This is a genomic window from Erythrobacter sp. CCH5-A1 (assembly GCF_001557115.1).
In the GTDB taxonomy this organism is placed as follows: Bacteria; Pseudomonadota; Alphaproteobacteria; order Sphingomonadales; family Sphingomonadaceae; genus Erythrobacter.
Window position 1 is genome coordinate 54,244 of the sequence record NZ_LSKQ01000203.1, and the last position, 20,384, is coordinate 74,627.

The window sequence follows — 20,384 nt, forward strand, 5'->3', positions numbered from 1 at the left end:
AGGTTCAGAAACGAGTGATCATAACGATGCCGATGATGGCAAGATATAAGCCGAAGAACGCACGCAGGATGTTGGCGGGAAGGTAGTGGGCGGCGGCAACGCCGTGGGGCGCGAAGAACACGGAAGTCGCGATCAGTGCAGCGGCAGCGGGCAGGTTGACATAGCCGAGCGATCCCCAGCCGACGCCGTGGGCGCCGAAACCAATGATCATGAAGCCGATGGTCGAGGGCAGCGCGATGATCGCGCCCATGCCCGCCGCGGTGCCGATGGCACGGTGAATCGGCGCGCCGCACACCGTCATCGTCACGGTCGTCACCGTGCCCCCGCCGATGCCGAGCAAGGTCGAAAAGGCGCCGAGCGAGGTCGCGATGCCGACGCGGGAAAGTCCTGTGGGTAGCCCCGCGAAAAGAGGCGCACCCTTGCGGGCGGGCAGCAGGAAATAGACCGCAAAGCCGAGCACGCCGCAGCCGAAGATCAAGGCGAGTTGGCGGCTCGAGACCATACCTGCGACCATCGTTCCCACCGCCGTTCCGAGCACAACCCACAGCGCCCAGCTGCGCAGGAAATCGAAGTCGACCGCTCCGCGCGCCGCATGGCTGCGGGTCGAGCGGATGGAGGTGAAGATGATCGACGCGAGCGACGTCCCGACCGCGACGTGGGCGATCTCCTGCGGCACGACGCCAAGCAGCGGCAGCAGAAACATCAGCGCGGGCACGACGACGAACCCGCCGCCGATGCCGAACAGGCCGCCTGCAAAACCCGCAGCGGCACCGGCAAATAGAAGCGCCGGGACGGCGACGTACAAAGTGGAAGCGGTGGACACGACAAGCGTGATAATCCTGCCCGCGCATTAGCCAAGCACTTTATTGCGACGCACAATCTGCATTTATCAGAAAAATTCGCATGTTTGCGGAAAAATGACATATAGTTACGATTTCTCGCAATTTTCTACGCAAAATTGTCACGAATTCGTCTCAAAAATACATCTGTTTGTAACTTTGCGAAATTTTACGTCATTTAGCCACCCTCGGCGCGCATAATTGTTGCGATTTGAAGGCTCCGTTTTGCTACCGCTGCATTGCAGCAATAACAAAAAGGGGCCCTCTCACATGCGTCTTCGTCACCTTCTTCTTGCTTCGCTTGTCATTCCCGCAGCACCTGTTTTCGCCGAGGACAATACCCTTGGCCTCGCCGCCGAATCGGTTGATGTCGCACTGGCGGACGATGTCGCCCAAAGCGACGAACAGGGTCCGCCGATCGTCGTCACCGGCACGCGCCGCACCGACCGCACCGTGCTCGAAAGCTCCGCCCCGGTCGACGTCTTCTCGGCTGACGACTTCAAGGCCCAGCCTTCGCCGCAGCTCCAGACCATCCTGCAGACCCTCGTTCCGTCCTTCAACCAGCAGCGCAACCTGCTCGGTGACGCTTCGGCGTTCATCCGCCCGCCGACGCTGCGCGGCCTTCCCTCCGACCAGATCCTCGTGCTGCTCAACGGCAAGCGCGTCCACCGCTCGGCGCTGGTCCAGCTTCAGGGCGGCGCGCTCAACGCCGGGGCGCAGGGCGTCGACCTTTCGCAGATCTCCAGCGCCGCCATCGGCCGGGTGGAAGTGCTGCGTGACGGTGCGGCCGCGCAATATGGCTCCGACGCGATCGCGGGCGTGATCAACATCGGCCTGCGCCGCGACACCGGCTACGAAGTGACCGCGCGCTACGGCCAGTCCTATCAGGGCGACGGTCAGGACACGCAGATCACCGGCTTCTATGGCACCGACCTCGGCGACAATGGCGGCTTCTTCAATCTGTCGCTGGAATTCATCGACCAGAACGTCTTCGATCGCTCGGTCGAGCGCCCCGCCATCGCGCCGCTCCGGGCGCTTGGCATCACCCCCGACCAGCCCACCGGCAACCGGCTCGGCGGTCCGGAAAACCGCGCCTACCGCGCGACCGTGAACACCGAAATCCCGGCTGGCGATGCGACGTTCTATGCCTTCGCCAACTACGGCTGGCAGCGTCAGGGCAACGATTTCAACTACCGCTCGCCGCGCACCGTCACCCACTTGCCGATCCCGGGGCGCCCCGGCACCAACAGCACCGGCCGCGCGGTGCCGATCAACTACCTCACCCAAATCGGCTTCGACGCGCAAGGAAGACCCATGTGGGATTTGAACGGCGCGACCTTCGACATCTTCAATGACAGTCGCTTCCCGCAATTGCAAAACGGCTTCATTCCCTTCTTCGAACAAACCAACGAAGACATTGGCATCGTCGGCGGGTTCAAGGGCGACACCTCGGGTATCAACTACGACTTCTCTCTGATGTATGGTGTCAATCAGGTGCGCTATTTCATGAGCGACACCATCAACGCCTCGCTTGGTCCGACGACGCCGACCGAATTCTACATGGGCAAGTTTGCTCAGCGCGAATTCAACTTCAACGGCGATTTCAACACTGAAGTCGAAATCGGCTTTGCAGAGCCGCTGTTCATCGCCTGGGGTGTGGAGGTGCGGCGCGAGGCCTTCGAGGTCGGTCTGGGCGACACGCCCTCGTGGCAGATCGGCCCCTATGCCTCGCAGCGCCTTTTCCAGTGCACCCTCAATGCCGCACCCGTACCGTGTTCGACCCCTGGCGCCTCGGCCCCGGCCTTCGTACGCACGCAGGTCGCGCTGCCGGGCTCCAACGGCTTCCAGGGCTTCGGCCCGGCCTCGGTGATCGAAGGCGGCCGCAACAACTATTCGGGCTACATCGATCTTGACGCTACGCTGGTCGAAGGGCTCGATATCGGGGTCGCGGCACGCTACGACTACTTCGACGACTTCGGCGACACCTTCAACGGCAAGTTCTCGGTGCGCTACGAAATCACCGATGCCATCGCGCTGCGCGGTACGGCCTCGACCGGTTTCCGGGCGCCGACGCCGGGCCAGCAGTTCACCCAGAACCTCACCACCGGCTTCCCCTTCGGTTCGACCACGCCGCTCGGCACACTCGTGGCGCGGCCGGACAGCGAAATCGGCCAGTTCTACCTCGCCGAATCGCTCACGCCCGAAGAGTCGGTCAGCTTCTCGGGCGGGTTGGTCATCCAGCCCGGCGGCGGGTTCGACATCACCATCGATTACTACAACATCAAGGTCACCGACCGCATCGGCCTGTCGGGGCAGATCAACCCCAACATCGTCAACGCGAACGGCCAGACCGACGCGCAATTCCTGCTCGCGCAGGGCGTGGCCGAAGCGGCGGAACTGGGCGCGGTGCGTTACTTCACCAACGCCTTCGACACCCGCACCCAGGGCTTCGATGTGGTCATCTCGCACGAGGCCGACACCGGCATCGGGCGGTTCAACACCAACCTCGCCGTCAACTACAACACGACCGAGGTAACCGACCGCAAGGTCATCAACGGCACGCTGGCGAGCGGGCGGGTGCTCAGCAACTTCCAGCCGGTCGACGATGTACGGGTCGGCAATATCGAGGAATCGGTTCCGCGCTGGCGGGCGGTGCTCTCGACCAGCTGGCGCGAGGATATCTTCGATGCCACGGCGCGGCTGAACTACTATGGCAGCTTCACCACCTTCTTCGATCCGATCACCACCGGTATCGGGCCGACGCCGACGGCCGGGAATATCAACACCCTCGCCGAGGCGCAGGCGCTCTACCCGGTGCCCTTCTCCAAGAAGTTTGGCGCGCAGGCGGCGTTCGACATCGAAGTGGGCGTGACCTTCGCCGAAAAGTACCGCATCGCGGTGGGCGCGCAGAACCTGTTCGACACCCTTCCCGAGCGGGAAACCCGCAACATCTTCGCCGGCACCGGCGGGGCGGCGAACGGGTCGATCTACAACGACAACTCGCCGATCGGCTGGCTCGGCGGGTTCTGGTACGCGCGCCTTACCGCGAGCTTCTGACCAGCTGGAAACGCAAAAGGGGCAGGCGGTGCGCCTGCCCCTTTTGCTTGCCTGCGCGCCTCAGCCCAGCAGGCTCTTGCGCATCGGGATCAGCGGTACATCGGCATAGCGCGCTTCGGGGCCGCTGGGCGTATAGCCGCAGCGCCGATAAAGCGGCTCGCCCGAAAGCGTGCTCATCAATTCGATATCGCGAAACCCTGCCGCGCGCGCGGCATCCTCGGCCGCGGATAGGATCGCCATGCCGACCCCGCGCCGCACGAAGCCGGGGTGGGTGTACATCGCCCGGATGCGCGCGGGTTCGGTCATGGGATCGAGCGGTTCGGGATCGATCAGGTCGCCCGCGCCGTCACCGCCGAAAAGCGTGCGCCGCCAGCTCCACCCGCCGCAGCCGGCGATCTCGCCTTCCAGCACGGCGCACAGATAGGTGCCATCGCGCAGCAGCTGGCTGTCGACCCCCATGAACTGCCGACTGGCCTCGATTTCCCGCGCCGAGAGGAAGCCGTGCTGCAGATCGGCAATGGCGCGCTCGACGATGGCCGCGATTGCCGGAAGATCGTCGTGGGTCGCGATGCGAACGGTCGCTTGCATGCCGTCAGTCTATGCGGCGGGCCATGCCAAGTCGAGGCCGGCGGCAAAGCAGGAATTTTCTGGCAGTTTCAGTCCGCCCTTCGACGGAGTAGAGCGCCGGCCTCCAAGTCTAGGCGTTCAGCTGGCGCTGGTAGCCTGCCCCGTCGCGCAGCAGCCCGGCCACTGCATCGGCCGCAACCGGCCTCGAGAACAGGTATCCCTGGATGTTCTGGCACCCCTCGCGCTCCAGCACTTCGAACTGGGCCACGTCTTCCACCCCCTCCGCCAGCGTTTCCATCCCGAGCGCGGCGGCCAGTGTGGTGATCGCGCGGATCACTGCATGGCTATTGCCGCTGGTGCCCAGATCCTCGACGAAGCTCTTGTCGATCTTGACCTTGTCGAAGGGGAAGGAGCGCAGGTAGCTCAAGGAGGAATAGCCAGTCCCGAAATCGTCGAGCGCGATGCGCACGCCGAGATTGCGCAGCGAGTGCAGCGTCGCGAGCGTCTGGTCGACATCGGCGATGAAGATGCTCTCGGTGATCTCCAGCTCCAGCCGCCGGGCAGGCAACCCGCTTGCGGACAGGGCCGACAGGACGGTCGCCGCAATGCCGTTGGCGGCAAACTGCTTGGGCGAGACATTCACCGCGACCGAAACGTTGCTGGGCCATGTGCTGGCCTGATGGCAGGCTTCGCGCAGCACCCATTCGCCGATCGGAATGATGAGACCGGTTTCCTCCGCCAGCGAGATGAACTCGACCGGGTTGACGCGCCCACGCACCGGGTGGTTCCAGCGGATCAGCGCCTCGAAACCGGTCAGGCGCTTTTCGGCGAGGCTGTAGAGCGGCTGGAAGTGCAGCTCGAACCCGCCCTCCTTGATCGCCGCGCGAAGATCGAGCTCGAGCTGGCGGCGCTGGCGGGCCGCTTCGTCGAGCCCCGGTTCGAAGAAGTGGTAGGTTGCCTTGCCCTCGTGCTTGGCGCGGTAAAGTGCAAGATCGGCATTCTTCATCAGGGTGATGCCGTCCACCCCGTCGCCCGGGGCGACGGCGATGCCGATGCTCGCCCCGCAGGCGGCATGCTGGCCGTTCACGGTGATCGGGCGGTCGAAGCTGCGTTGCAGGCTGTCGGCGATCGTGCCGAGGTTCGCCTTCTCGTCGATGCCATCGATCAGGATCGCGAATTCGTCGCCGCCCAGCCGGCCGATCAGCGCATCGGGCAGGTCCTCGCGCAGGTGATCGGCCACCATCCGCAGCAGGCTGTCGCCCGCCGGGTGACCGAGTGTGTCGTTGACCATCTTGAAATCGTCGAGGTCGACATAGGCCACCAGCACCTGCTCGTTTGCGCGCCGGCGGGTCAGGGTATTGGCAAGCTGTTCGGTGAAGAGCTTGCGGTTGGGCAGTCCGGTCAGACCATCATGCAGGCCGACATGGATGATCTGCCGTTCGCGCTCCTCGATCGCGACGACCATCTGGTTGAAGCTTTCCGCCAGCCGTCCGATCTCGTCGTCTGTCTCGACCGCAAGGCTAACCTCGCGCCCCTCGCCGATCATGCGGGTCGCCTCATCGAGCTGCTGGAGCGGTTCGGTGACGGAGCGCGCGACCTTCCAGCTCATCCCCAGCGCCAGCGCAATCCCGCCGATGGCGAGCGCGACGAGCCACGCCTTGAGGCTGGCATAGGCGGCAAGCGACCGGTCCAGCTCGTGGCGCAGCACCAGGCGCGGCACGACGCCATCCTCGAGCACCGCCAGATCGGAGGTGTGGTAGAGGAAGCGCTCGCCTTCGACGTCGCGTTCGAACACGGTGCGGGACTTCGCTCCGCGCAGCCACCCGGGCTGGCGGCTCGCCTCGCCGACCTCGGCCTCGAGCGCGATCGGCGCAAGTTCCACCAACCGGTCAAGCTCGGCACGGTCAAGCGGCTGGGCGATCACCAGCCAGCCGATCAGATCGGGCGCCTCGATCGGGGCGGCGGCGGCAAGGGCAAGGCCCTGGCGCGAACGGATGATGCCGTGCGTCTCGCCCGCATCGAGCCGGGTCCACAGGCTTTCAGGCGCAGGCACCGCCCCGGCGTCGGCGGCCAGCACCTCGCCATCGAGCGTGAGGACGAAGGCCGTATCGCTGCGTGCGCGCCCTTCGAGGCTGGCGAGCGCGCTGGCGATCGTCGGCAGATCCCCGGTCGCGACCGCCTCGTGGAAGCCGAAATCGCTGGCGAGGACACCGGCCTGATCGCCCATCTGCCCGGCGCGGGACGCGAGAATCTCGTCGAACACCCGGGCATTGGCTTCAAGATCGCGCGCCGCGCTCGCCTCACCGAAGCGCGCCAAGCCTTCCGCCGCGAGCGTGACGACCACCCCCAGCACCAGCGCGAACAGCCCGGCATAGAGCAGCGCGATGCGCGTGCGCAGCGATCGCAAGCGCACCGGGCGCAGCCGCGCCAGCGCGGCGAGCGCCGGCGCGCGCGCTGTCAGGGCGCGGCTCATCGCACGGCCACCTTCAGCTTGTGCGACTGGCCCGCGCCGGTGACCTGGAGCGCCGAGCTGGTCTCGTTGCCGACCGCGCGCAGCATCGGATGCCACACGGTCACCCGCGCCCCGCCCGCGGGCACTCCGGTCAGAGTGACATAGCCGTTCTGGTCGGTCTTGCCGGCGAAGGGCGTGTCGGTGACGCGGATATAGCCGCGCATCTGGTCGTGGATGTTGCAGCCCAGTTTGACACTGCCGGTGATCGGAAATGTCTGGGTGCGGGTCTGATCGCGGCCGTAGAGTTCGATGGTGAAGCGCGCAGCCTTGGAGAAGCTGTAGATCGAATGGCGCACCGTATCGAGATTCGGGAAGGCGACCGTGCTGCCCTTGGCGACGATCAGCGTACCGGGAACGAACTGCTGGTCCTTCTGTGCCATCCCCATCTTCCACGGGAAGCGGATCGGCCCCGCGCCGCCCTTGGCGCTATGCACTTCGACGACAGCGTCGCGCACCGGAACCCCGTCAGCGTCGACCACCTGCACGCGCAAGCTGGCAGGGGCGGCGGCTGCGGCGATGGCAGTGACCCCGCCGGTGGCCCAGATCACGGGCGCGGCGGCAAGGAACGCGGTGAGGAGACAGAGGAAGGCGGGGCGCATGACAGTTGTCTGCCAATAGGGATAATCTATTAAAAAACTGCCGCTGCATGGTTTAGGCAGGTTTTACGAAATGGCGCTAACGACGGGCGTAATGATCCTCTCCGCCGCCAGTCTCATCGCAATCGCCAGCGCAGCTGCCCCGGTCTCGGCATCGCCGCCGTCCGCGCCGCCGCCTTACATCGCCCCGCTGTCCGTGATCGCTGCCGAAGCCCTGCTCGCGCAGGACGAGGACGGGGCAGCCAGCGGCAGCGATCCCGTGCCCGAGCCTGAGCCCGAGCCCGAAGCACCGCCAGCGCCGGACAAGCCGCCGCGCATCGCCGGGATGGATGTGTTTGCCGGCGGCAAGCTGGTGCTTACCAATGGCGTCACCACAGTCGATGGCGCCTCGGGCGGAGGCCTTGCGCGCTGGGCGACGATCGGCGGACGGCAGATGAGCGGCGGGATCGGTCTTTCCGCCCATGGCACCGCGATCGAGCTCAAGGATTACGGCTGGCGTTCCTACGGCGTGCTGCTGGGGATCGGCGACAGGATCGAGCTGAGCTATGCCCGCGCCGATTTCGATACCCGCGATGTGGGCGCGTTGCTGGGCATCGGGCAAGGCTATACCTTCAACCTCGACACCTTCGGCGCCAAGCTGCGCGTGGCGGGGGATCTCGTCTACGGCGATACATGGCTGCCGCAGATCGCGGTCGGCATCGAGCACAAGCGCAGCCGCGACGGAGCACTGGTCCGCGCGCTGGGGGCCGCCGACAGCGCGGGAACGGACTACACGCTTTCGGCAACCAAGCTGTTTCTCGCTCGCAGCCTGCTGGTCAACGCCACGCTGCGCTACACCGAAGCGAACGAGCTCGGGCTGCTGGGCTTCGGTTCGGCATCGGGCGAAAGCTACAAGCTGCAATTCGAAGGCTCGCTCGGCTACCAGCTTTCGCGCCGTGCGGTGATCGGCGCGGAGTATCGCTCCAAGCCCGACAATCTCGGGCTCGGCGATGACGACTGGATGGATGTGTTCGCCGCCTTTGCCGTGACCGATCATCTCACGCTGACCGCAGCCTATGTCGACCTCGGTTCGATCGCCACCATTCCCGATCAGCGCGGCGGATACCTGTCCGCGCAGGTCGCGTTCTGACCCCGGAGTTTTGCACCAATGCCGATCCTCGCCGTCGCCTCTGCCGTTCTGATGCTGCTGCAACAGGCCCCGGCAGAGGGCACCGATTGGGACGCCGAATTCGGGGTCGAAGTGAAGCAGCGCGATCCGGTCACGGGCGAGCTGCCGGTCGATCCATACCCCCGGTCGAATGCCAATGCCGGCGCTGTCCCCTACGACAGTGCCGGACTGGTCGCGGATTTCGGCGGGCGCGAGGGGATCGCCCGGATCGCGGTCCGCACGGTCGAACTGTCCGAGGCAGACCCGCGCATCGCCTCGATTTTCGCCAGCCATGATACGGTGCGGCTGAAGCGCACCCTCAGCGAGCAGTTCTGCTATCTGCTCGGCGCCGGGTGCGATTATTCGGGCCGCGACATGCAGGCCGCCCATGCCCAGATGGGCTTGACCAAGGCGGACATGAATGCCCTGGTCGAGAACCTGCAAGCCGCCATGCGTGAGGCCAACGTGCCCTTCGCAGCGCAGAATCGCCTGCTCGCCAAGCTCGCCCCGATGTCGCGCGATGTGGTGACGCGCTGAACCTCGGCATGGTTGGCACGGCATAGGGCGACCCGCCTTTGTGAAAGCTTCACCTGCGGCGCGCTTCATTCCCGGTCAGCGCACGGATCGACTCCCGCTCGTCCGGCCGGGCCAAACGCTCGTTTCGTCACTTGAATTGAAGCTATCGTTTTGGTTACGCTGCCTTAAAGCATGCTGTCTAAATGCAGCAATATCGCCGGGGCATCGAGTGCTTGATGATGAATGAAGACCATGCGCCAAGGTCGCTTGGGCCGCTTGCCTACCATGAAAGCGTAGTCGCGCATCTGCGGAGCGAAGAGCGGCACGCGTGGGAATGGTCATCGTCCGGAGCGCTCGCTCAGGAGGTCGGCGATATCCGTGACACCATGTTGCGCGATACCTATCGCCTCGAGCCATCCGGTCATCCGCTGGTGTTCGATGCGTGCCGCACCGCCATGTCGCGCTTGGGGATCGAGGCTCCGGTTACGCTCTATCAGGCCCATGATGGCACCATGAACGCGTCGCTCGTCTATGTGCCGGGCGAGATTCATCTCGTGTTCTTCGGCCCCATCCTGGAAAAGCTCGATCAGGCTGAAATGCTTGCGCTGATGGGGCACGAGTTGTCGCATTACCTGCTATGGTCGATGGGCGAGGGCGAGCATTATCGCGCGAGCCGGGTGTTCGACCATGCACTGTCCTACCCCGATGCCAAGCCCTCGCATCGGGAGACAGCGCGGCTGCTGAGCCTGCATACCGAACTCTTCGCCGATCGCGGCGCGGCAATCGCGGCAGGCGCGCCTGAACCGGCGGTGGCGGTGCTGGTCAAGGCCATGACCGGGCTGACCAGTGTCGATCCTGCGGCATACCTGCGCCAGGCACAGGAGGTGGAAGCCGCCGGCGCCAGGTCGCAGGGTTTTTCCCATCCGGAGGCGTACCTGCGCGCGCGTGCGGTGCAATTGTGGTGGACGGGTGATCCCGATCTTCCGCAGTGGCTGGACAAGCACTTGCGCGGACCGCTTTCGATCGAAGCGCTGGACCTTCCGGGGCAGAGCAGGCTGACGCAGATGACACGTGCCTTTCTGGCCCGCTTCATGATGGAGGTGGAAGAAAGCAGCGACGAGATCGCCACCCAGTTGCGCGCGTTCTTTCCGGATTTCGGGCGGCAGGAAGAGGTTCCACTGGACCTCACCGAAATCGGGGCGGAACGGATCGACGATGCAACGCGCGATTACTTCATCGCGCTGATGTTCGACCTCGCCATGGCCGATGCCGATGCCATCGACACGACCATGCTCGCCGCCGCGAAGATCGCAGCCGAAATCGGCGCGACAGAGCGGCTGGTCGCGGCGCTTCGGCGCGATCTCAAATGGACCAAGGCGCGCAGTGACAAGCTGGTCGCTCAGGCGGCAAAAGCAGCGTGAGCATGGACATCAGAGCAAACCCCACGCGCCTGCTGCGTGCCGTCCTTTCGGATGGCAAGCCTTTGCCTCCCGACGATCTGGTGCACGCCGTTCTCGGGCTGATGCGGCAGGTTGCCGACCTTCATGCCCATGGCAAGGTAGCGCAGATCGGGCTCGACACCGTGGTGGAACTGGAGGACGGCCAACTGGCGCTTGCCGATCCTGCAGGGATTGCGCCGCGCGCCAACCTCTACGCCATCCACGCGGTGCAGCCCCAGGTCTCCAGCGCATTGAAGCTGGTCGGCAATTACCGCGTCACGCAGGATGAGGACCGCGGGACCAAGGTTGACGATCTGTCGGTGCTCGACGGTGACGAGATCGAACTCAAAAGCCCGGTCTACATCACCCGGCTGCGCACCTGGGAAACGGAGCTGGGCCACCACGACGAAATCACCGATGTGTTCCAGCTGGGCATGGTCATGGCTTCGCTTGCCTGCGGTCTCGATCCGGCCGAATTCGATGACGTCGAGCGCTTTTCCCTCAATCGCCAGAACCTGTTCGCCATCGCGCCGCGCCTGCATCCGGTCATCGCTTCGATCATCCTCGAAGCGACCGAGCTCAACCGCCATGAACGCGCGACCGATGTGGCCGAACTCGCGCGGCGGCTGGATACGTGGCGCGATCAGCCGACGGGCATCGAAGTCGAGCGCGTTCTCGCCGAGGCGCAGGGCGTTCCCGGTCGCCGTGCGGCGGTGCTGGCGCATCTTCGCGACCGGCTGTTCGACCTCTCCCGCCGCAACCGGCTGATCCACTTTCGTGCCACGCAAAGCTCGATCAACTACACCGAGGCGAGCATCCCGATCGTGATGCGCATCGAGAGTGTGCGTGCCGACGATCTGTGTACCTGGAAGGGCCAGTTCGCCAAGGATGTGCTGAGCGGCAAGGCCGTGCCGCTCAATCGCTGGCTGCGGTTCGAGGACCAGCCGCAGATCCCTTCGCAGCTTGATCGCATCATTCAGGAAAATCGCCGGAACCGGAACGAGTACGGCTTTTCCAGCCTCAGGCTGACCGTCGCGTTCCTGCATTGGCACAACCTGAAGGAAGCACCCGACGAGCGCATCAGTTCGCCCTTGCTGTGGCTGCCGGTGGAGGTCTCCCGCCGCAAGGGCGTGCGCGACCGTTATGTCATGACTTGCGTGGACTCGGTGGCGGAATTCAATCCGGCCCTGCGGCACATGCTGCGCCAGCTCTACGATATCGAACTGCCCGAAACGGTCGACCTCGCGGAAACCCCGATCGAGGCGATCCATGAAGCCATCCGCACGCAGATCCACGAAAGCGAACCGGGCGTGCGGCTGGAGTTGCAGGAACGCCCCGCGATCCGGCTGATCCTCCAGCGCGCGGTGGCACGCGTCAACAAGTTCAATCGCCGCCGACCGGGCAAGAAAGAGACGATCAGCGCCAAGGCCGATTTCAACTATGCGCGCGACGATTATCGCCCGTTGGGCCTCGTCCTGTTCGAGAAATTCGTCAAGCCCGATCCCTTGCCGCAGCGCATCGCAACCGGCGGCGGATACACGCCCAAGCGCGAGTTCATGGTCGCCGAAACGGAGAGCTTGGCCTATGGCAAGGCCAGCGGCGAAGGCCACAAATTCGTATGGGAGATCGACCTGACGGGCGTCACTCTTGCCAATTTCAACTACAAGAAGATGTCGCTGGTACGCGATTACAATGCGCTGATCGACAAGCCGGAAACGCAACCTGCCTTCGATCAGGTGTTCTCGATCGAGCCGCGGCCATTCGTGGAAGGGGCACCGCCTCCAATCCCGCCGGAAGAACAGTGGGGCGTCGTTCCAAGTGACGCGACGCAGGAGCAGGCGGTGGCTTTCGCGCGCACCGGGCGCAGCTACATCATTCAGGGACCGCCCGGTACGGGCAAGTCGCAGACGATCACCAATCTGATCGCGGATTATGCCGGACAGGGCAAGCGGGTGCTGTTCGTGTGCGAGAAACGCGCCGCTCTGGACGTTGTCTACCACCGGCTGGGCCAGGCCGGTCTCGATGGACTGGCAACGATCATCCACGATGCGCAGGACGACAAGAAGGACTTCATCGCCGACCTGCGCGATCATTACGAGCGCTGGGGCCGCACGTCGGACGGGCTCGAGGATGCACGCGCTGCCCGTGCGCAGACTGTCGCTGCGCTCAAGGAGCATCTGCAGCAGATCAGCGCATTCGAAGCGGCTGTCGGCAATGCGGGGAGCGATGGCGAACTTGCCTTGCGCGACCTTGTGCGCCGCGCCGCAGCCTTGCCGCCTGTCGTCGGCGGGATCGGTGCCGCCGCGCGCGAGACCCTGCCCGGCATCGCGCTGTGGGATGCGAACCGTCAGATGGCGAGCCGGGTGTTCCGGGCGTTCAAGGAAATCGTCGGTGCGTCCGACCTCGCCTCCCATCCCTTCGCGCGGCTGCGCGGCGAGGTGATCCGGCAGGATCGCCCCTATGCGGCGGTGGAAGCGGCAATTGCGTCTGCCGAGGGGCTTATCCAGCGGCTCGACGAACTGCTCGAAGATCCGGCGATCCCGCTATCGGGAGACACCGCGCTTGCCGAAGCTTGCGCAGTGGCCGAACTTGCCGCGAAGATGGTAGCCACCGGCCTCGCCAATTCTCCGGGGCTGCTCGATCCGCTGTCATCGCAATCGCAGGCATTGCAGCGCGACATGGCAGCGCTCGCCAAGCTCGAGGCCGCCGAAACGACTGCCGCACAGAACGCTGCCGGATGGAGCGATCCGCTGGGTCCGGCAGACACCGCCGCCGCGCTGGAACTGGCGCGAGCGAAGGAAGGCTCGCTCTTCGCCATCTTCAGCGGTGCCTGGAGAGCGCTCAAGTCCACAGTCGCGGCGCGCTATGACTTTGCTTCCCATGCGGTGAAACCGAAAATCACCGCGGTGCTGGGTTCGCTCGCGGCATTGCACGAAGCCCGCGCCGATCTGGCGAGCGAGACAGCGGCTATCGAACAGCGGCTGGGCACAGGCGATCTGCGTGCCCTGCTCGACCTGCGCGGCACTCTCGTCGGCGGCACGCATTCCGACCCGGTCGGCAAGCTGCTGGCCCTCGCTTCCTCGGGCGTCGGTCATCAGGCCCTCGCTCGTATTGCACTGCAGGCGCCAACCTTGCGCGGCTTAAGCGAGACGCTGGCGGCGAGCCTGGACGAGCCGGGCCAGCTCACAATCGAAACGGTCGGCGAATTGCTGCGCGACCTGCGCGAAAATCTGGACGATCTGCCCGATCTGCTGCCGCATCTGTCCGAAGTCCACGCCGCCCCGCCCGCTGTCACCGCTGCGCTCACGCGCCTTGCGTTGCCGCTTGCGGGAATAGAGGCGCTGGTGGTGGACGAAGCGATCGCACGGCGCGAGCGCGCCAATCCCGACATCCGCCGGTTCGACATCGATCGCATGATCGTCGTCTCGCGCCGCGCCGCCGCTGCGCGGGAGCTTCTGCGCGATCAGAATTCGGCAGCCATCCGCGCAACCCTGCACCGCCAGTTTCGCGACAATGTGAAGATCTCCGAAACCTCGGTCACCCAACTCGACAATGCCGGGCGGGAATTCAAGAAAACCTACGCCACCGGACGGCGCGAGCTCGAGCACGAATTCGGCAAGACGATGCGCTACAAGTCGATCCGCGAACTCGCCAGTGGCGACAGCGGGCGGGTGGTCAATGATCTCAAGCCTGTCTGGCTTATGAGCCCACTGTCAGTTTCCGACACGCTCCCGCTCGAACCCGAACTGTTCGACGTGGTCATTTTCGACGAAGCCAGCCAGGTTCCGACCGAGGATGCGGTTCCGGCGCTCTGCCGCTCACGTCAGGTCGTGATCGTCGGCGACGAGATGCAGCTTCCGCCGACCAGCTTTTTCGCGACCGCGCAATCGGACGAGGATATGGAAGTGCTGGCCGAGGAGGATGGCGAGCGCATCGCCATCGTGCTCGATGCCGACAGCCTGCTTAGTCAGGCCGCGCGCAACCTGCCGGCAACCTTGCTGGCGTGGCATTACCGCAGCCGTTTCGAGGCGCTGATCAGCTTCTCCAATGCCGCCTTCTATGCGGGCGAATTGGTGACGATACCCGACAGGTCGCTGCGGACCCGGCACGGCGCCGATGGACCAGTGTCCTCTGACGACGATGCAGCATGGTCTGCGGGAGTCGATCGCCTGCTTGCCGCACCCATTACCGCCCATCGCATGGCGGACGGTGTCTACGAGCGCCGCGCCAACCTGCCGGAAGCGCGCTACATCGCCGGCCTGGTGCGCGAGCTGCTCCGGCGCGAGACCGGGCAAACCATCGGTATCGTCGCCTTTTCCGAAGCGCAGCAGTCCGAGATCGAGGATGCGCTCGAACGCCTCGCCGCAGAGGATGCAGCCTTTTCCGCAGCGCTGACCCGCGAAGTCGAACGCGAGGATGACGGCCAATTCACCGGGCTCTTCGTCAAGAACCTGGAGAATGTACAGGGCGATGAACGCGACATCATCCTGATGAGCGTGTGCTATGCTCCTGGGCCTGACGGGCGGATGGCGATGAATTTCGGCCCGATCAACCAGCGGGGCGGGGAAAAGCGGCTCAACGTCATCTTCAGCCGCGCCAAGCGGCACATGGCCATCGTCTCCACCATCGCTCCCGAAGCGATCACCAACATCCACAATGACGGTGCACGCGCATTGCGCAGCTTCCTCGCCTTTGCCGAAGCGCAGTCGGCCGGGGCGCACGACAATGCCCAGGCGGTGCTCGCAACGCTCAACCCCGATGCCGCGCGCACCTTCGATGCGCAGTTGCCGCCCGATCCTGTCCGCAGTGCAATCGCCGCTGCGCTGCGGGCGAAGGGGCATGAGGTTCACGAGCACGTCGGCGGGGCAAGCTTCCGCTGCGACCTTGCCATCGTCGATCCGGCTGGCAGCGGATATGCGCTGGGCGTCCTGCTCGACCGCAGCAGCACCGACACGGCGGCGATCGAGGAACGGTTCGTTTTCAGGCCCGGCATCTTGCGCGCCTTCGGCTGGCGCGTGATCGATGTGCCGGTCACCAGCTGGCTGCGATCACGCGAACAGGTGGTCGAGCGGATCGAGGCCGAATTGCAGCGATCCAGCTGGGATCTTGCAGATGGGGATCCGATGGCAGGTACCAGTCTGCCGCCGCTGGACGCCGGAAAGGAGCCGGGCGCACCCATCCTGGAGCCGGAGGGCAATCCTCTCGCCGCACCCGAAGCCTCGGCTCACGAGACAGCTACGTCTGCGCCCGACGGCATGACCGAGTACCGGCTCGTCGCGGGTTCCTCGAACAAGTTCTGGCGCGTGGGCGTGGTCGGATGCGACCTGATCGTCGAATTCGGACGCGTGGGCACCAAGGGTCAGCGCGTGGTCAAGAGCTATGAGGATGCCGACCGCGCGCAGCGCGAAGCGAACAAGCTGACGCTGGAGAAGACGCGCAAGGGTTACGAGGAATTCAGCTGAGGCTGACGGGCCGGCGGGAAAACCATGACACCTGAACTCATCAAACTGGGCCTGCTGATGTTGGCCATGACACCCCTGCTGGTGGCGAACCTGCGCAGCGGCAACGTGCCGAACGGGCTTGTCGGCCTGCTGCTGGCTTGCGGCATTGCCGTCGCGGTGCTCGGGCCATCCTTCGGTGCCGCACCTTTTGTCACGAGCAGCCTCGTATGGTGGGCCGCGGGGTCGGTGCTGCTGCTCGCCGCTGCCATATTCCGCGCGGTTTCAGGCGGCGTTGCGAAGTTCCTGATCGCCCTCATTCCGTGGTACGGCGTGGAACAATATCTGATCGTCGTGACGCTGGGAATGTTGCTCGCTGCGGCAATCGGCAAGTTCGCAGGATCGGGCCGGGCGCTTGTCGTCCCCCCTGTCATGTCTGCAGCGCTGGGCGTCGGGATCTGGAGCGCGATTGCCAGTTGATCCCGATCAATCCGGCGTATCGAGATGGGCCAGCAGGGGCATCCTGATGGTCTGGTGTTCGACAACCCTGGACAGGCGCAGCACCGCCGGATCGATGTCCTTCCCGCCCATGTCGATCAAGGTCGCGATCGCGGCATTGGCGATGATCTTCGACCGCATGCCATCGTCGCCCGTCCAGGTGTAGGTCGCAGCGCTTTGCGCGGTGCGTTCGAGCGCCTCGATTGCGCGCGCACGGTTCGGCATCAGCGCCACCAGCCACAGGGCACCGCGCAGGAATTCCTCGTTCTCCACGCTGAGGCGCATCCATGTGGCGAGGGTAGCGTACGAGGCGCCCTTGTAAGCCGGCGCGAGCATGTGCAGCACGCCGGTCGTGGCGCTCCTGTTCTTGTAGGTGTGATCATCCAGCCGGATCAATTGGGCATGGAAATCGAAACAGATGTCCTGGGAGGCGCCGCTGGCAATCGCCATGGCCACGGCCCGGCCAAGCGCCCGAGTTTCCGACGCATGGCGCGCCGGCCAGTCGGGATGCGCGGTTTCGAGCCGATCGATCGCGGCAGAAAAGCGCTCGCCATTGCAGACGTTGGTATAGGCCTCCCTTCCCAGCATTGGCGTATGGAACAGGGCCAGCCAGTCGTGCAGGCGTGTCTCGACCAATTCGATGCCGATCGGATCGCACAGAGCGAGCGCTTCCTTCTGCCACGCCCTTGTGGCCTTGGTGGCGCGCCGCTGGGTGATCATGTGCTCGACCAGGGCGGTCCAGTCCGGATTTTCCAGATCCGCAAGAACCTCGAGCCCGGGAATCTGATCGCTTTGCCAGTTGTAGCGCGAGTGCGCCTGTGCTGCCGCGATGGTCGAGGGCAGGCGGCGATAGGCTTCGGGATCCGCCCACCCGTTACGTTTGCCATTGTGTTGCACCAGCGCCGCAACCGGCTGGTTGCTGGCCTTCCAGGCGTCGAAGCTCGGGCAAACGTCACCGCAGACCGGCCAGGCATTGGCGAAGGCTGCGGCGGTGCGGGACCAGTCGGGCTTTGACGATCCCTTGGTGGCCAGCCGGATTTCGTTGAGCGCGAGAGTGACCTCTGCCAGCAAGTCTGCCCAGAATTGCGCATTGGGCCGTGGCTTGTCGACGATGGCGAACGGATTTTCAGCACCTTCGCAGCGTTGCATCAGGAATTCGGTGGCACTGACTTCCACGCCGGCCAGCTTTTCCAGCCTTTCGGCGCGGGCGATCATCTTCTTGGTGTCCGCCTTGCGATACGATTTTTGCGCACTGCGGATGGCGGCAGCCATTTGCGCCAATTCCTCGCAATCCTTACTTGAAAGGTATGCTCCCTGCCGGATCGTGCTGTCGATCAATCGTAGCAATGCCTTGAACTCAGATTCGAAATAATTCCTTTCCCTCAGGGACTTGTTGCCGGTCAGCAGGGCCAGCAGAGCGCCAAGGTGCTCTGGCCGAACCATGATTTCGGTCTGCCAGATCGCGTTCAAAGTATAATACGCGACCATTTCCTGCTGGGGCTTTTCGCGCATGTACCCATCATGGATGCCGGGCCGGAAGGCCAGATCGGCAAGCAAATCGCCGCGCTCCTCGGGCGAGAGAAAATCGAGGGCCTGGCGGCAACCGGAGGCCGGGTAAGGGGAGTTGCGCGCCAACAGCGTCGCTTGTTCGAGATGGCGATCGAAGGGTGCGTTTCCACCGGTCGGCGCACCGCGATCGAACAAGCGCGAACCTGGCTGCGCATCGGGCTGCGCATTTCCCGAATCCTTGCGGCCGAAAACCTTTCGGCCAAACTTCATGAAGCTCACGGCCAATCACCCAAAAACGCAGCAGACCAATGGCAGGGAGATCTATTCACCTATGGTTTACAAGCGATAAATACCTGAAAAGACTTCCCGACAGGTCTTGGCGAAATCCGCCATGACCGGCGCCAGCTTACCACCGCGCGCCGGGGCAAACCATCCGGCGACACCTCGGCAAGCAATCGGCAAGCCCGTGCCCGGGCACGAGCGGATCGGGGCGCCCGGTCCCGATCGGGACAAATATCTCGAATTTTCAGCGGCTTTTGGCGGAGCAGGAGGGATTCGAACCCTCGATACGGTTTTGCCGTATACACACTTTCCAGGCGTGCGCCTTCGACCACTCGGCCACTGCTCCGTCGTGTCCTTGGACGCTACCGCTTTGCGGCCTGTGCGCTTTCAAGGGCAGGAGCGCGCGCACTAGCGGTGAATGGATTGCTTCGCAAGGCGCGTGATGGCACCACTTGCCGCATGAGAACCCTGCTTCTGGCGGCTTCGGCTGCGCTCGCCCTGACCGTGCCGCTCGCTGCCGAGGAGGCCGCCAAGCCCGCCTACCCGGCCCCGTCCGAAATCGTCGCCGCCGCGCCCGCGAGCGACTGGGTGGCGATTGCGCCCGAAGACCTCTTGGTGATGACCCTCGCCCCCGACGCCGAGGGCCGCCCGCGCACCGTGGTGATCCAGCTGATGCCCGCCCCCTTCTCGCAAGGGTGGATCCACAACATCCGCCTCTTCGCCCGCGCCAAGTGGTACGACAATATCTCGGTCAACCGGGTGCAGGACAACTACGTCACCCAGTGGGGCGATCCCAATTACGACAATCCCGAAGCGACGGGGAAGCCCAAGCCCCTGCCCGAGGGACTGAAGGTGATGGGGGAGGCGGAGTATACGGCCGCGTCCTTCGTTCCTGCGGGGGCGGCGGATCGTGGCATAAGGCAAGGCGCGGCTACGGTCACGGGGCTGGTGACTGCCGGGGTCGATGTCGAAGCTCTCGCCGCCTTGCCGGAACCGGAGCAGAGCCAGAAGGCGCGCGCAGCGCTGGCTGACCGTTATTCGGCGTTCTCGGCCTTCACGCAGGGCTGGCCATTTGCTGGCGAGGACGAGAGGTTCTGGCCCACCCACTGCTACGGCATGGTCGGCGTCGGGCGGAATTATTCGCCCGACACCGGATCGGGCGCGGAGCTATATGCCGTGATCGGCCATGCGCCCCGGCACCTCGATCGCAATATCGCGCTGGTCGGCCGGGTAATCGAGGGGATGGAGCACCTCTCCTCGCTCCCGCGCGGAAAGGGCGATCTGGGGTTCTACACCGCCGAGGAAGCAGCCAAGCGCACCCCGATCCTGACCGTCAGGGTGGCGAGCGACCTGCCCTCTTCCGAGCAACCGAAGTTCGAATTTCTCTCAACCGACAGCGCAGCCTTCATCCGCTATGCCGAGGCCATCGCCAACCGCCGCGATCCGTTCTTCATCGTCCCCGCCGGCGGCGCGGACATCTGCAACATCAAGGTGCCAGTGCGGCGGGTCGCTTCTTAATCGTCATTGCGAGCGGCGCAGCCGCGCGGCAATCTATGGACAGACGTCGCCCATTGCGGAACCGTCGATCGATGGATTGCTTCGCAACGCTCGCAATGACGAAGGATGGCCCTACGCCTGCTCCATCAGTTCGATGCGGTTGCCGAAAGGGTCTTCGGTGAAGAAGCGCGTGTAGCCTTCCACCGGCTTGTCCTCGCGGACCGGAAAGCCCGCCGCTGCCAGCGCCTCGCGCAGAGCCGCAAGGTCGTCCACCAGCAGCGCGGGGTGCGCCTTTTTCGCGGGGCGGAAATCGGGGTCGACGCCGATGTGCAGGGCCGCGCCTCCGCCTATGAACCAGCAGCCGCTGGCCGAGAGGTTGGCTGGCACCTCCACCATTCCCAGCAATCCGGCGAAGAACGCCCGCGCCCGATCCTCGCCGCCCGCAGGTATTGCGAGTTGCACGTGATCGAGCCCGACGACCGGCACC

13 protein-coding genes and 1 tRNA gene are annotated in these 20,384 nt (G+C 64.7%); 7 read left to right on the plus strand and 7 right to left on the minus strand.

Features of this window, described 5'->3' with window-relative positions; translation table 11 throughout:
• Positions 1 to 4: 4 nt before the first annotated feature.
• Positions 5 to 823 carry a sulfite exporter TauE/SafE family protein gene (locus tag AX708_RS12505; RefSeq protein WP_066531196.1) on the minus strand — a complete coding sequence of 273 codons (819 nt, stop codon included), beginning with the start codon at positions 821 to 823 and terminating at the stop codon, positions 5 to 7.
• Positions 824 to 1,109: 286 nt separating this feature from the next.
• On the opposite strand from AX708_RS12505, the gene AX708_RS12510 reads away from it, so the two are divergent.
• Positions 1,110 to 3,896, plus strand: a complete 2,787-nt coding sequence (locus tag AX708_RS12510) for a TonB-dependent siderophore receptor (protein WP_066531198.1) — start codon at positions 1,110 to 1,112, stop codon at positions 3,894 to 3,896.
• 60 nt (positions 3,897 to 3,956) lie between these two features.
• On the opposite strand, the gene AX708_RS12515 is transcribed toward AX708_RS12510, so the two are convergent.
• The 3 genes from AX708_RS12515 to AX708_RS12525 form a co-directional block, all read right to left on the minus strand.
• Positions 3,957 to 4,484, minus strand: a complete 528-nt coding sequence (locus AX708_RS12515) for a GNAT family N-acetyltransferase (RefSeq protein ID WP_066531199.1) — start codon at positions 4,482 to 4,484, stop codon at positions 3,957 to 3,959.
• A 109-nt stretch (positions 4,485 to 4,593) separates the two neighbouring features.
• A complete protein-coding gene (locus AX708_RS12520) occupies positions 4,594 to 6,936 on the minus strand; it encodes a bifunctional diguanylate cyclase/phosphodiesterase (RefSeq protein WP_066531200.1) in 2,343 nt (780 codons plus the stop codon).
• Complete coding sequence (locus AX708_RS12525; protein ID WP_066531201.1) at positions 6,933 to 7,574, minus strand: plastocyanin/azurin family domain protein; 642 nt, start codon at positions 7,572 to 7,574, stop codon at positions 6,933 to 6,935. Before AX708_RS12525 ends, AX708_RS12520 begins: the two co-directional genes overlap by 4 nt.
• 91 nt (positions 7,575 to 7,665) lie before the next feature.
• Here AX708_RS12525 and AX708_RS12530 point away from each other — a divergent pair, with 91 nt between their 5' ends.
• The 5 genes from AX708_RS12530 to AX708_RS12550 all read left to right on the plus strand — a co-directional run bounded on the left by AX708_RS12530 (position 7,666) and on the right by AX708_RS12550 (position 16,591).
• Positions 7,666 to 8,700, plus strand: coding sequence for a DUF3034 family protein (locus AX708_RS12530; protein ID WP_197426177.1), 1,035 nt, complete (start codon positions 7,666 to 7,668; stop codon positions 8,698 to 8,700).
• Positions 8,701 to 8,718: 18 nt separating this feature from the next.
• The gene (locus AX708_RS12535) at positions 8,719 to 9,255 is read left to right on the plus strand and encodes a group 1 truncated hemoglobin (protein WP_082745645.1); all 537 of its coding nucleotides are present in this window, start codon (positions 8,719 to 8,721) and stop codon (positions 9,253 to 9,255) included.
• Positions 9,256 to 9,437: 182 nt separating this feature from the next.
• Entirely contained in the window at positions 9,438 to 10,655 is a 1,218-nt protein-coding gene (locus AX708_RS12540) for a M48 family metalloprotease (RefSeq protein WP_156443446.1), read from the plus strand.
• A 2-nt stretch (positions 10,656 to 10,657) separates the two neighbouring features.
• Entirely contained in the window at positions 10,658 to 16,135 is a 5,478-nt protein-coding gene (locus AX708_RS12545; protein WP_066531202.1) for an AAA domain-containing protein, read from the plus strand.
• Positions 16,136 to 16,159: 24 nt separating this feature from the next.
• Positions 16,160 to 16,591 carry a hypothetical protein gene (locus AX708_RS12550; RefSeq protein WP_066531204.1) on the plus strand — a complete coding sequence of 144 codons (432 nt, stop codon included), beginning with the start codon at positions 16,160 to 16,162 and terminating at the stop codon, positions 16,589 to 16,591.
• A 6-nt stretch (positions 16,592 to 16,597) separates the two neighbouring features.
• Here AX708_RS12550 and AX708_RS12555 read toward each other — a convergent pair whose 3' ends face one another.
• Together AX708_RS12555 and AX708_RS12560 are read right to left on the minus strand one after the other, a co-directional pair.
• Positions 16,598 to 18,397 (minus strand): hypothetical protein, encoded by a 1,800-nt coding sequence (locus AX708_RS12555; RefSeq protein WP_156443447.1) that lies wholly within the window; start codon positions 18,395 to 18,397, stop codon positions 16,598 to 16,600.
• A 258-nt stretch (positions 18,398 to 18,655) separates the two neighbouring features.
• Positions 18,656 to 18,746: transfer RNA gene (locus tag AX708_RS12560), tRNA-Ser, on the minus strand.
• A gap of 113 nt (positions 18,747 to 18,859) precedes the next feature.
• Here AX708_RS12560 and AX708_RS12565 point away from each other — a divergent pair.
• Complete coding sequence (locus AX708_RS12565; protein WP_066531208.1) at positions 18,860 to 19,918, plus strand: peptidylprolyl isomerase; 1,059 nt, start codon at positions 18,860 to 18,862, stop codon at positions 19,916 to 19,918.
• A 111-nt stretch (positions 19,919 to 20,029) separates the two neighbouring features.
• Here AX708_RS12565 and AX708_RS12570 read toward each other — a convergent pair whose 3' ends face one another.
• On the minus strand, positions 20,030 to 20,383 hold the full coding sequence (locus AX708_RS12570; RefSeq protein ID WP_066531210.1) for a VOC family protein: 354 nt from the start codon (positions 20,381 to 20,383) through the stop codon (positions 20,030 to 20,032).
• Between the last annotated feature and the right edge of the window lies 1 nt (position 20,384).